We start from the raw sequence: 14,002 nt of genomic DNA on the forward strand, positions 1-14,002 counted from the left end.
GATTTTATTTACCGAAACGACCTATGCCGCTACCCGTTATTGACCCAACACAGCCATTTCAACCTGAATTTCAACCTGTGGTTAACGATCTGATTACCTTTCTAAAAGGTGGGTTAGGATCTAATCTACACAGTGTCTATATTTATGGCAGTGTCGCTCGCAAGCAAGCCGTCGTCGGTCGCTCAAATCTTGATGTGGTTGTGGTGACACATCGCCCGTTTCCTGATCAGCGAACCACGCTGTTAAACACCATTAAATGGCGCTTCCAAAAAAGCTTCCCGCAGGTCACTCAAGTGGCGATTAAAACTACCTTAGTGAGCGAGATAGTCGATTTCGACAACATCTTCACTTGGGGCTTTATGCTCAAGCATTTGGCGGTATGTGTGCACGGTGAAGACTTATCGGATTGCTATGGTGATTTTGAAACGAGTTGGGAAATTGCCAAGCATTGGAACATGGATGCTGAAAACTGGTTAGCGGTGTATCGCAACAAAATTGCCCGAGCAACAACGCCAGAACAACAAGTGGCCGCGCAAGTGATCATTGCCAAGAAGCTGCTAAGAGCAAGTTATTCTTTGGTGATGTATCGCGATAAGTATTGGTTTGATGATCCTGTCGAATGTGGCCAACAGTTCTTGAAGTATCACCCAGATAGAGAAGTTGAAATTCAACGATTGGGCATCTTACTTTCTGGAAGAGCGATTCCGAAACGTTCGGTTATCGGCATTCTGGATGGTTTTGGAGAGTGGCTAGTTAAGCAGTACCAGAAAACAGAGTTTCGAATCGGATAGAGCTTCGTAATCTATCGATATAAAAAAGCAGAGCGAATTGAACACTCCTCTGCTTTTTTGTTTCTATTACAGCTCAAAGTAGTTTTAGAATAGACCTAACTGCTGTCCGCTGACTCTTTCAAAATCTAAGCCAATAAAGGGCAAGATTGCCTCTGCGACGGGTTTAATCTGTTTATCGATATAGTGCTGATAATCGATACCACTCTTTAAATACTCTTTCGGCTCAGGGCCACTCAGAGTAATCAAATACTCAATACGTCCTTTGTTTTGGTATTGAAGAGGGCGTCCTAACTGAGCATTTATTTCATCGGCCATTCTTGCAGCCCTGACTTGTGGCGGAATGTTCTTTTGGTACTCATGTAGCTTACGACGCAGACGCTTCTGGTAAACCAATAAATCGTCATGTTTACCCGCTGAAGTCTCATCAACAAATTGTCTGACATAGTCGGTAGGGTCTTGGTCGTGAAATACCATCTCATACAGGGTTTGTTGGAATTGCTGTGCGAGAGGTGTCCAATCGGTGCGCGCACTCTCTAGTCCTTTAAAGATGATCTTCTCTTTATCACCTTGAGTGATTAAGCCCGCATAACGTTTCTTCGAGCCTGTTTCTGAGCCTCTAATGGTTGGCATTAGAAACTTGCGATAGTGAGTCTCGTATTCCAATTCGAGTATAGAAGTCAGGTTGTAGGTTTCTTTTAAGTGGTTCGTCCACCAATCGTTGATGTAAGCGACCAGTGCGTTTCCGATCTCGTCTGCTTTTTCCTGATCATAGCTGCCGTTCAGAGACACGAAGGTTGAATCTGTGTCCCCATAAATCACTTGATAGCCTTTATCTTCGATCAGAACTTTAGTTTGCTTCATGATCTCATGCCCACGCATGGTGATAGAGGAGGCCAAGCGCGTATCAAAGAAACGGCAGCCAGACGAACCTAACACCCCATAGAATGAGTTCATGATGATCTTAATCGCCTGAGAGAATGCTTTTTCGTTGTTCTTCTTCGCAACATCACGTGCTGCCCAGAGGTTTTCAATCATCTCAGGCAGAAAGTGTTTAGAGCGGTGGAATTGCCCACCGCGAAAACCATTAACCGCTTGATCTTCAGTTGGCCCGATTTCCAACTTTAACCCTTCGATTAACCCCATAGGGTCAATCAGAAACGAGCGAATGATGGACGGGTATAGGCTTTTAAAATCGAGTACCAGAACTGAGTCATACAGGTTAGGAATAGAATCCATTACGTAGCCACCGGGGCTGGCAATCCAGTTCTCCGGCTCTAAGTTAGGTGCGACATAACCCGCTCTGTGGATTTGAGGAAGATATAAATTAGTAAAGGCAGCAACAGAGCCACCAACGCGATCCAGCTCTACACCGGTTAATCGAGAGCGCTCAATGGCGAAGTCGAGTAGGTGAGTGTGCTCGAAGATGCGGTTTACTAGCACACAGTCTTGAAGGTTGTACTTAGCGAGTGAAGGCTTATCGAACTTAAACATTCGGTTGATCTCATCCATACGGTCGTGAACGTTATGGATGTCTTTGCCTTCACCAAGTAGCTCTTGCGATACCGACTCCAGCGACCATGAGCGGAAGTGATAGGTCGCCGTTTTAAGCATATCGATACCATCCAAGACAACGCGCCCGGGAATAGTGATAAAACCTTGTTGATTTTGTGCCGAACTACGAAAGAAGCTGGGTTGATTGTCTCTGCCGATGTTGAGCTTCACTTCGTTCCATTCTGAACGTTTGTGCAGCAGCCTAAAATCGAAGTCAATAACGTTCCAACCAATGATGATGTCAGGATCGAATTCAGAGAACCAAGCTATCATGGCCTCTAGAAGAGCTTTTTCATTGGCAACCCATTGGATATTGGTTTCAGCTCGTTGTGGTTCGCCGACCATGATCACTCGACTGTCCATCGGGCTGTCTAGGCCAATTGAATAAAGCACGCCTTTTTCTGAACACTCAATATCAAGCGAGACCACCGATAGGTTGGGTAAGTAATCACCTGCTCGGCATTTTGCGCTTGAGACTCGACGATACTTATTTTTTTGCGTACCAGATCCGGTGAACTCAATACTTCCCTTGATAAATCGTTCCATCAGATATCGATCGGCGAGTCGAATATCGCTTTCAAAGGTTTGGATTTCTTCGTTGTGAAAGGCTTGCGCTAAACCAAAACTACTTCTCGACAGAGATGTATAACACGCGGCTAGAGGCGTTTGCTCGAATGTGGCTAGCCCTAGAGGCTTGAATTTGCAATTGATTGACTCTTTCGCTGCGATAGCCTGACATGCTTCTACATCAGCTTGCGCGACGAAAAATACAGGCTTTTCATTTTGAATTGTCAGTAGAGTAGGGCCTTGAGGGGTGCTTAACCACAAGTCGATTTGCGTGCGCCCTGAAAAGTCTCTTGCTTGTCTTGTGAGCACAAAGCCTTGCTGAATATCCAATGTAGTAACCTATTGAAATTGGGAATCGAATATTACCACCTAGCGACCCTCAGCGCACAACAGGCAGCAAAAATACTAACTAAATTCTAGTTAACAGAGCCAAATAACGGGACTCTATAAGCAAATAAGTGAAATTGTCGAGAATGGTTATTCAATGGTATTGAAAATATCTTTATCTTGTGTAATTTTATTGGGTGTTGTTTTAACTGATTGATTTTTAGAAAAAGCTTGTTGTTTTAGTTAGTTTATTTGTTAATAAGTACTTGCTAAAGTTCGTGTTTCAGCACATATTCAACAGAGCTTTTTTTTAGTAATTAAGTTAAGATGTACTCAATGCTGCGATCCACTGTTCCTTTGTTTAATTGTTTCAAACAGATGAAACGACACAGTGGTTGCAGAGCCAATTAATAGTGTGGAGATACAAGTTTGATAAATGTTTTCCTTGTAGATGATCACGAGCTGGTTCGCACAGGGATACGACGTATTATTGAAGACGTCCGTGGAATGAACGTAGCAGGGGAAGCTGAAAGCGGTGAAGATGCTGCAAAATGGTGTCGTACTAACAATACTGACGTTATTTTGATGGATATGAATATGCCTGGTATTGGTGGCTTAGAAGCAACCAAGAAAATCTTGCGTTTCAACCCTGATGTTAAAATCATCGTTTTAACTGTTCATACGGAAAATCCGTTTCCAACTAAAGTGATGCAAGCTGGGGCTGCTGGTTACCTTACTAAAGGAGCAGGTCCGGATGAAATGGTAAATGCAATTCGAGTGGTTAATAGTGGCCAACGATACATTTCACCAGAAATTGCGCAGCAGATGGCTTTGAGCCAATTCTCGCCTGCGTCTGAAAATCCATTCGCAGACTTATCTGAACGTGAACTTCAAATCATGATGATGATTACCAAAGGTCAGAAAGTGACGGATATTTCAGAACAACTCAATTTAAGTCCTAAAACAGTCAACAGTTACCGCTACCGTTTGTTCAGCAAGCTGGATATCAGTGGCGATGTAGAGCTGACGCACTTAGCGATTAGACATGGAATGTTAGACACTGAGACCCTTTAACACTGAGATCGTATAGTGACCAACTTGTTTGACTCAGTCTCATTCCTCAAGACAGTAACAGAACAGCCCGGCGTTTATCGAATGTATAACGCCGAGGCTGTTGTTATTTACGTCGGTAAAGCTAAGAACCTCAAAAAACGCCTTTCCAGTTATTTCCGTAAAAAAGTCGACAGTGAAAAAACACGCGCTCTAGTCAGCAACATCGACAAGATTGATGTGACTGTAACGCACACGGAAACCGAAGCTCTTATTCTTGAGCACAACTACATCAAGCAGTACCTGCCGAAATACAACGTACTTCTGCGTGATGATAAGTCGTACCCTTATATTTTCATTAGCGGTCACAAGCATCCTCGTTTGTCGATGCACCGCGGTGCTAAAAAGAAAAAGGGTGAATACTTTGGTCCTTATCCTGACTCCGGCGCTGTGCGTGAGACGCTACACTTAATACAAAAAATCTTTCCTGCTCGTCAGTGTGAAGACACGGTTTATGCAAACCGAACCCGCCCATGCTTGATGTATCAAATTGGTCGTTGTGCTGCGCCATGTGTTAGCTCGATTATCTCTGATGAAGAGTACAGTGAGCTTATCGACTATGTTCGTCTATTCCTGCAAGGGAAAGATAAGTTGGTGCTAGAGACGCTCATCGAGAAGATGGACACGGCCAGCCGAGAGCTTCGCTTTGAACAAGCCGCCGCTTTCCGCGATCAAATCCAAGCGATTCGACGTGTGCAAGAACAACAGTATGTATCTGACGACTCTATGGAAGATATGGATGTGTTGGGCTTTGCTCAAGAGAATGGCGTGGCGTGTATTCATATCTTGATGATTCGCCAAGGTAAGGTCTTAGGTAGCCGAAGCCACTTTCCTAAGATTCCAAACAATACGGTGCGAGAAGAGGTCTTTTCGAGCTTTTTAAGTCAGTATTACTTAGCGCATAATGAAGCGAGAACCATTCCAACCCGTTTGATTCTGAACGCGGACCTGATGGAAGACGTCACACCAATCCAAGAAGCTTTGTGTGAAGTTGCAGGTCGTAAGATCCATTTCAACACAAACCCTTCTGGTACTCGTGGTCGTTACCTTAAATTGTCGAACACCAATGCGTTAACGGCGATTACGACCAAGATTAATCACAAGATGACCATCAATCAGCGCTTCAAAGAGCTACAAGAAGTGCTGTCGATGGATGCGATTAAGCGCATGGAATGTTTCGATATCAGTCATACCATGGGTGAAAGCACGATTGCGTCTTGTGTGGTGTTCAATCAGGAAGGCCCGGTGAAACCTGAGTACCGTCGTTACAACATCACAGGTATTACCGGTGGTGATGACTACGCTGCGATGGCTCAGGCGCTTGAGAGACGCTACTCGAAGCAACTCGATGTCGACAAGATCCCAGACATCATCTTTATCGATGGTGGTAAAGGTCAGCTAAACCGCGCGCATGAGATCATTTCTCAATATTGGGGTGATTGGCCGTTTAGACCAAGAATGATGGGTATTGCGAAAGGCGTGACTCGTAAACCGGGTTTAGAGACTCTAGTGACTTTAGAAGGGGAAGAGTTCAATTTACCCAGTGATGCTCCAGCACTGCACCTTATCCAACACATCCGTGACGAAAGCCATAATCACGCGATTGCAGGGCATAGGGCGAAACGTGGTAAAACGCGAAGAACCAGTGCTTTGGAAGGAATTGAAGGTGTTGGACCTAAGCGTCGTCAAGCTTTGCTGAAATATATGGGTGGCTTACAAGAACTTAAGCGTGCAACTGTCGAAGAAATAGCCAAAGTGCCGGGCATTAGTCATTCTTTGGCAGAAAACATTTATCAAGCATTGAAACAATAGTAAAAATCCCGCACCATTAAAGCGCAATTAATAAGAGCCCAATAATATGCGTTTGAATATACCTAATATTTTGTCATTACTGAGACTATTTTTGATCCCAGTATTCGTTGTCGTTTTCTATCTACCTTATCAATGGGCTCCTTTTGCTGCAGCGATGGTGTTTTGGGTAGCAGGTTTCACTGATTGGCTAGATGGCATGCTAGCTCGTAAGTTAGGGCAAACGTCTCGCTTCGGTGCCTTCATTGATCCGGTGGCTGACAAAGTGTTGGTTGCTACGGCTCTTATCCTGATTACTGAGCATTACCACTCGATTTGGGTGACTATCCCAGCAGTGACCATGATAGCTCGTGAGATCATCATTTCAGCGCTTCGTGAATGGATGGCTGAAATCGGTAAACGTGCAAGTGTTGCAGTATCTTGGGTCGGTAAGGTTAAAACGGTTTCTCAGATGTTCGCGTTGTGGGTGCTTATTTGGCGTTATGACGATTGGATGGTTTGGGTTGGTTACATCGCGCTCTACGTTGCAACGATTCTAACCTACTGGTCGATGGCGCAATACTTGATGGCCGCCAAAGACGACTTGTTAGACGAAAAACATCATTGATGAAGAAGCGAGCTGAGGCTCGCTTTTTTGATCTTTAACCTAACGTTAAGTTATCAATAGTGGATATCTAATGTGATATAGATCTCCTTTGAATAACCTGCTCACAGTGTGTTTTGAACATAAAGTCAGCTATTTGGCCTGTTTCGTATGAAATCTATTCAAACGAATTAAAAATACAAAAATAATATTGACTCAATCGTCTGAATCCGTAGAATGCATCCCGTACCCAAGAGGATGGCAATGAGCAATTCGATTGGAGTTACTAAGGCGCCTTGGCAGAGTGGCTATGCAGCGGATTGCAAATCCGTGGACCTCGGTTCGACTCCGGGAGGCGCCTCCATTCTCTCTTTCTCCTAGAAAGAATACGAATGAAAATGCGATACTAGCTCAGTTGGTAGAGCGCAACCTTGCCAAGGTTGAGGTCATCGGTTCGAACCCGATGTATCGCTCCAAATTTTGTAATGTTGATTGGCGTCAGCATTAAGATGGTGTTTTACTTTTCAGTAATCGGCATCGCAATAAAGAATTGCGTGCCCTGGTGGTGGAATTGGTAGACACAAGGGATTTAAAATCCCTCGGCGTTCGCGCTGTGCCGGTTCAAGTCCGGCCCGGGGCACCATCTATTAAAGTCTTTATCTCGATAAAGCAAATGCGATACTAGCTCAGTTGGTAGAGCGCAACCTTGCCAAGGTTGAGGTCATCGGTTCGAACCCGATGTATCGCTCCAAATTAAAAAGCCCGAACAGAAATGTTCGGGCTTTTTGGTTTCTGTGGTTTAGCTTTTGCGTGTAAGTACTTTGCTTGCTCGAGCCCTCACTTAGAATTCATCTCTATCTCTATCTCTATCTCTATCTCTATCTCAAAATTTCGCAATCAAGTTCGTTTAGATAAGTTAGTTTTTAAAAGCGAGATTCCCTATGAACTCGTTCCTCATACTAGGGAATGACGAAAAGATGCCACAGCCTCAAAGCTATCACTAACGCCGCCTGTATGCCTGCCTCGTCAGCCTCGGGCTCGAGGAACGAATGAACAGGGGAGCTCTTTCTTAAACGATAGTGTTGACGATATTTACAGCAATTGCTTAGCCACCACTGCTATTTATCAAGCTATTATTAAAAACTATTGATCGTTCATTTCACTTTATGTTACTTTTCCGCGCAATCTCGGAATGAACAATGTTCAAGAAGAGCAACAATTGCTTCTGGGGGATACGCGTAGTGACCATTCTTGCTGATTGGGACATTACGTAGGGTAGGTATTGGCTAGTCCTTTAGCTGATAGACGGGATACTTATGGCGCAGTTCGCCATGTTAATGGGAAACCCAACATTGAACACACTAATTACAACATTGCTAATCAGCTCTGCATTTCCAAAGGGACCAGCTCCTCATAGCTGCCCGATCCTGCAAAAATGTCCAATTCTTCAAAACAGTAGCATTACTGAACCTTGAGCTCACGCTAACAATTTATCGCTGTCTTAAGACGGCTTAATTTCGTATTTGTCATTTGACTTATGCGAGCGTACAGCTATATCTCATTTCTAGACAATACGCGTACTTAACTATGAACTCTCTCCAAATTTAAAGAGGGTTGGTGGATAGTTGCGTCTGATGGAGGTGAGTATGAATACATTCAAGGGGACTTTTATGACTACCGCCTTTGAAGTCGATATCAATACTATCGCAAATTCATTTTCAACTATGGTTCCTATCTTAGAGGGGACTTACGACCTAACACCTGACGCTATTTTGCTAGAGCAAGAACAGCATGAGTCGGATGTTCGCTCTTACCCAAGACGTCTGCCTATTGCTATTAAACGAGCATGTGGCGCTTTAGTTGAAGATACTCGTGGCCAACTCTTCCTCGATTGCTTAGCCGGTGCCGGTACACTTTCTTTGGGTTATAACCACCCGGAGATTAACCAAGCACTCAAAGACCAACTCGATTCTGGTTTGCCATACCAAACTCTGGATATCACGACTCAAGCAAAAGAGACGTTTATCAAGCGAGTTAAAGCTTTTCTTCCTCAAGACTTTTCAAATAACTCGGTTCTTCAATTCTGTGGCCCATCTGGTGCTGACGCTGTTGAAGCGGCAATCAAACTAGCGAAGCAAACCACAGGTCGTAACACCATGTTTGCTTTCCGTGGTGCTTACCACGGCATGACCAATGGCACCATGGGCATGATGGGTAACCTAGGCACCAAAGAGCGTCGTAGTGGCTTGATGTCTGATGTGCACTTTATGCCTTTCCCATACAACCTACGCTGCCCGTTTGGCATTGGTGGTGAAGCGGGTGCCAACGCGAGCATTCGTTACATCGAGCGTATGTTGAATGACGATGAATCCGGCATCATGAAACCAGCTGCGATGATCGTTGAGCCCGTGCAAGGTGAGGGTGGTGTAATTCCAGCTCCGGCATCTTGGCTACAAGGTTTACGTCGCATTTGTGATGAGCACGGTATACTACTGATTTTTGATGAAATTCAGTGTGGTGTCGGCAAAACAGGACATCGATTCGCGTTTGAAGAGTCAGGCGTTAACCCTGATATCTTATGTTTGTCTAAAGCGATCGGTGGCGGACTGCCTATGTCGCTGCTTGTATTCGACAAGAGCATCGATACTTGGAAAGCGGGTGAACATACCGGTACATTCCGTGGTAACCAGTTAGCAATGGTGTCTGGTGCTAAAGCACTGGAAATCATCGAGCGAGATGGTTTGGTGGAGCACGCGAACATTGCAGGCCAATACCTACGTCATGGGTTAGAGAAGATTCAATCTCGCGTTAACTGTATTGCTGAAGTTCGTGGTAAAGGTTTAATGCTTGGCGCCGAGATCAAGCAACCAAACGGTGAACTCAATAAATTTGGTGAGCCGAAATCAGACGGTGACCTGACCCTAGCTATTCAACGCGCGGCATTAGAGCGTGGTTTGATGGTCGAGAAGGGCGGTCGTGATGGATCTGTGATTCGCTTCCTGCCACCAATGATTATCTCTTTCGAACAGATAGACTTTGCCCTGCGAGTGATGGAAGAAGCCATCATCGCTGCCGGCGGAGGTGTTCAAGAAGAGCAAGCTTCAGATAAGCAAGCAAATCAAGAGTGGAACAAGCACTTCATTCACACCGGCCTAGGCGGTAGCGACGAATTCGCTAACGTGATGAACCAAACCACTCAGGCAATGAAAGCGGTTTTCGAGCAGGTTGAAACTCCATACTCAGGTCTAGAACCAAAAGTGCTAGAGGCTTCTATCAAGGCTGTCGACCTAGACAACAACCAACACGCTTTGGTTGACGTTATAGATAGCACCGCTGACCTAGTTGCAGCAAACTCTATCTTTGTGCAGCACCCTGACTGTATCGCACACCTTCATACGCCTCCTCTTATGGCATCAGTAGCAGCGGAATCAATTATCGCGGCTCTGAATCAATCTATGGATTCATGGGACCAAGCATCTGCTGCGACTTATGTTGAGCAGCGCGTGGTTGATTGGATGTGTGACAAGTACCAACTAGGTGAACAAGCGGACGGTGTTTTCACTAGTGGTGGCACGCAAAGTAACCTAATGGGCTTATTGCTAGCGAGAGACTGGGTTGCGGATAAGCACGATGGTCACTCTATTCAAAAGCTGGGTTTACCGGATTACGCGAGTAAGCTGCGCATCTTGTGTTCAGATAAATCTCACTTCACGGTTCAAAAGTCGGCCTCTTTAATGGGTTTAGGCGAAGCTGCAGTGTGTTGTGTTGACACCAATGCAAACGGCACTATCAAGCCGGACTTGCTAGACGCAGAAGTGAAAGCACTTAAAGCTCAAGGGTTGATTCCTTTTGCTGTTGTCGGTACGGCGGGTACAACCGATCACGGTGCTATTGATGACCTGGAAGCGATAGCTGACATCGCCAACCAACAAGATCTTTGGTTCCATGTCGACAGTGCTTACGGTGGTGCGCTTATCTTAAGTAGCCATAAAGCTCGCCTGAAAGGCATCGAAAAAGCGGACTCAGTGAGCGTTGATTTCCACAAGTTGTTCTTCCAAACAATCAGCTGTGGTGCTGTGCTGCTGAAAGACAAAGCGAACTTTAAGTACCTACTGCATCACGCAGACTACTTGAATCGCGAGCACGATGAGCTGCCAAATCTAGTCGATAAGTCTATTGCGACCACCAAGCGTTTCGATGCATTGAAAGTCTTCATGACGATGCAAAGCGTTGGGCCAAAGCAGCTGGGTGATATGTACGATCATCTCCTAGAGCAGACGCTTCAAGTTGCCGACCTGATTCAAAATCAAGCGGATTTAGAGCTATTAGCGGAGCCTTCACTATCGACGGTGCTGTTCCGTTCGGTGCTTAGCAATGAGCAATCAGCAAACAGTGCTATGGATTTAGACAAACTGAATCAAACGTTAAGATTGGAAGCGCTGACTCGTGGTGTTGCCGTACTTGGCGAAACGGTAGTGGATGGTAAAAGCGCGCTGAAATTCACTATCTTGAATCCGTGCTTAACGACATCAGATTTCAAATCTCTAATTAACAAAATTCAAACTTTAGCTATTGAGCTAGCAGAACAACAAGGGTAATTAAAACTATGGCTATTCTACAAATTGGTGCAGGCGGCGTTGGTTGGGTTGTTGCACACAAAGCAGCACAAAATAACGAAGTACTGGGTGATATCATAATCGCTTCTCGTACCATCGCGAAGTGTGAAAAAATCATCGAATCTATCAAGGGCAAAAACAACCTTAAAGATTCAACTAAGAAACTAGAAGCACGTTCAGTAGACGCTGATGATGTTGATGCGCTTGTTGCTTTGATTAAAGAAGTTCAGCCAGATCTTGTTATCAACGCTGGTCCTCCTTGGGTAAACATGGCAATCATGGAAGCGTGTTACCAAACTAAAGTCTCTTACCTAGATACATCGGTAGCGGTTGACCTATGTTCTGAAGGCCAACAAGTACCACAAGCTTATGATTGGCAATGGGGTTATCGTGAGAAGTTCGCAGAAGCGGGCATCACAGGTATTCTTGGCGCTGGTTTCGATCCTGGTGTGGTATCAATCTTTGCTGCGTACGCGGTTAAGCACTTGTTCGATGAGATTGACTCAATTGATGTAATGGACGTGAATGCAGGTGACCACGGCAAGAAGTTTGCGACAAACTTTGACCCAGAAACCAACATGCTTGAGATCCAAGGTGACTCTTTCTACTGGGAAAATGAAGAGTGGAAACAAGTACCGTGTCACTCTCGTATGCTTGAGTTTGAATTCCCGAACTGTGGTTCTCACAAAGTTTACTCAATGGCACACGATGAAGTTCGTTCGATGAAAGAGTTCATCCCAGCTAAGCGTATCGAATTCTGGATGGGCTTTGGTGATGCATACCTGAACTACTTCAACTGCATGCGTGATATCGGCCTTCTTAGCCCTGAACCGCTAACACTGCACGATGGCACAGTGGTTCAGCCTCTGCATGTTCTTAAAGCACTATTACCAGATCCAACATCTCTAGCTCCGGGTTACACTGGTTTAACGTGTATCGGTACTTGGGTTCAAGGTAAGAAAGACGGTAAAGAGCGCAGCGTATTCATCTACAATAACGCAGACCACGAAGTGGCTTACGAAGACGTAGAGCACCAAGCGATCTCTTACACAACAGGTGTTCCAGCTATTACGGCTGCACTTCAGTTCTTCCGTGGCGAATGGGCTGATAAAGGCGTATTCAACATGGAACAGTTAAACCCAGACCCGTTCCTAGCAACCATGCCTGAAATCGGTCTAGATTGGCACGTTCAAGAGCTAGAGCCTACGGCTGGTTTACCTCTGATCCACACTTTGAAGTAATTTCTGGCTCTTTGCCCTCGTCGCGTTGTCCATCGTGCTCATTTACGTTCGTAAACTCCGCGCGATGTCCTAGCTACAAGGGCAAAGTTCTGCGAATTCCATTCAAAGTCATCGGAATGATGAGAACATATAATTACAAGCCGATGCTGTTGCGTCGGCTTTGTTCGATTATCATGTGCCTTCGTGAACTCGAGGGCCGCAAGGTATTAACATGCAAAACAACGAACTAAAAACGCCTTATTTCATGATCAACGAAGACAAGTTGATTGCGAATTTAGAGATAGCTAAGCAGCTGAAAGAGATTTCAGGTGTGAAGCTGGTATTGGCACTGAAGTGCTTCTCGACATGGGGTGTGTTTGACATCATCAAGCCTTACCTTGATGGCACGACAAGCTCTGGCCCATACGAAGTGAAGCTTGGCCACGAAACCTTCGGTGGTGAGACGCACGCTTACAGTGTGGGTTACAGCGAAGATGACGTCAGAGAAGTTGCTGACATCTGCGATAAGATGATCTTCAACTCTCAAAGCCAGCTTGCTGCTTACCGACACATCGTTGAAGGTAAGGCTTCGCTGGGTTTACGTTTAAATCCAGGTGTGAGCTACGCAGGACAAGATCTGGCAAACCCAGCGCGTCAATTCTCTCGTTTGGGTGTTCAAGCTGATCACATCAAACCAGAGATCTTCGATGAGATTAATGGTGTGATGTTCCACATGAACTGTGAGAACAAAGACGTCGATGCATTTATCGGTTTGCTTGATTCAATCTCAGAACAGTTTGGTGAGCATTTAGATAAGTTGGACTGGGTGAGTATGGGCGGTGGTGTGTTCTTCACATGGCCGGGTTATGACATCGAGAAACTGGGCCTTGCGCTAAAAAGCTTCTCTGAAAAGCACGGCGTGCAGATGTACCTAGAGCCGGGTGAAGCTATCATCACTAAAACAACCGACCTAGTTGTGACAGTGGTTGATATTGTTGAGAACGTAAAGAAAACCGCAATTGTGGATTCAGCAACCGAAGCTCATCGCCTTGATACGCTTATCTACAATGAACCAGCGTCGGTATTAGAAGCGTCTGAAAACGGCAATCATGACTACGTGATTGGTTCATGTTCATGCCTTGCAGGCGATCAGTTCTGTGAAGCAAGCTTTGAAGAGCCACTAAAGATTGGTCAAAAACTTCACTTGTTGGACAGCGCAGGCTATACCATGGTGAAACTGAACTGGTTCAATGGCCTTAAAATGCCCTCAATCTACTGCGAGCGCAGCAATGGCGACGTTCAAAAACTAAATGAGTTTGGCTATGAAGACTTCAAACGTTCATTGTCACAATGGTCAGTTAAGTAACGGACTTTATTGTTCAGAAAAATAAAAAGAGCAGCGGATGAGCTGCTCTTTTTGATTATTTG

Annotated in this window: 8 protein-coding genes and 4 tRNA genes; 11 read left to right on the forward strand and 1 reads right to left on the reverse strand. The window is 45.1% G+C overall.

From position 1 onward, the window contains the following. Positions 1-23 precede the first annotated feature (23 nt). Positions 24-791, forward strand: coding sequence for a nucleotidyltransferase family protein (locus L4C44_RS12960; RefSeq protein ID WP_146492137.1), 768 nt, complete (start codon positions 24-26; stop codon positions 789-791). 84 nt (positions 792-875) lie between these two features. Here the strand turns inward: L4C44_RS12960 and L4C44_RS12965 are convergent, their stop codons facing one another. Beyond that, positions 876-3,239: a DNA polymerase II gene (locus L4C44_RS12965; protein WP_428805183.1), complete on the reverse strand. Its 2,364-nt coding sequence runs from the start codon at positions 3,237-3,239 to the stop codon at positions 876-878. A gap of 426 nt (positions 3,240-3,665) precedes the next feature. On the opposite strand from L4C44_RS12965, the gene uvrY reads away from it, so the two are divergent. The 10 genes from uvrY (at position 3,666) to nspC (ending at position 13,940) form a co-directional block, all read left to right on the forward strand. After that, positions 3,666-4,310 (forward strand): UvrY/SirA/GacA family response regulator transcription factor, encoded by a 645-nt coding sequence (gene uvrY / locus L4C44_RS12970; protein ID WP_004729778.1) that lies wholly within the window; start codon positions 3,666-3,668, stop codon positions 4,308-4,310. A gap of 15 nt (positions 4,311-4,325) precedes the next feature. Further along, entirely contained in the window at positions 4,326-6,158 is a 1,833-nt protein-coding gene (gene uvrC / locus L4C44_RS12975) for an excinuclease ABC subunit UvrC (protein WP_102432892.1), read from the forward strand. 46 nt (positions 6,159-6,204) lie between these two features. Continuing rightward, positions 6,205-6,762 (forward strand): CDP-diacylglycerol--glycerol-3-phosphate 3-phosphatidyltransferase, encoded by a 558-nt coding sequence (gene pgsA, locus L4C44_RS12980; RefSeq protein ID WP_019821134.1) that lies wholly within the window; start codon positions 6,205-6,207, stop codon positions 6,760-6,762. 266 nt (positions 6,763-7,028) lie between these two features. Beyond that, positions 7,029-7,102, forward strand: a tRNA-Cys gene (locus L4C44_RS12985). 36 nt (positions 7,103-7,138) lie between these two features. Further along, positions 7,139-7,214, forward strand: a tRNA-Gly gene (locus L4C44_RS12990). Between the two features lie 80 nt (positions 7,215-7,294). Continuing rightward, positions 7,295-7,381, forward strand: a tRNA-Leu gene (locus L4C44_RS12995). A 32-nt stretch (positions 7,382-7,413) separates the two neighbouring features. Next, positions 7,414-7,489 (forward strand) — tRNA-Gly (locus tag L4C44_RS13000). A gap of 895 nt (positions 7,490-8,384) precedes the next feature. Then, entirely contained in the window at positions 8,385-11,336 is a 2,952-nt protein-coding gene (locus L4C44_RS13005) for a pyridoxal phosphate-dependent class III aminotransferase (RefSeq protein ID WP_428805184.1), read from the forward strand. An 8-nt stretch (positions 11,337-11,344) separates the two neighbouring features. Then, positions 11,345-12,595 (forward strand): carboxynorspermidine synthase, encoded by a 1,251-nt coding sequence (locus tag L4C44_RS13010; RefSeq protein ID WP_428805185.1) that lies wholly within the window; start codon positions 11,345-11,347, stop codon positions 12,593-12,595. A gap of 211 nt (positions 12,596-12,806) precedes the next feature. After that, positions 12,807-13,940, forward strand: coding sequence for a carboxynorspermidine decarboxylase (gene nspC / locus L4C44_RS13015; protein WP_428805186.1), 1,134 nt, complete (start codon positions 12,807-12,809; stop codon positions 13,938-13,940). Positions 13,941-14,002: the final 62 nt, after the last annotated feature.

The organism is Vibrio satsumensis, from assembly GCF_050337435.1.
Classification (GTDB): domain Bacteria; phylum Pseudomonadota; class Gammaproteobacteria; order Enterobacterales; family Vibrionaceae; genus Vibrio; species Vibrio satsumensis.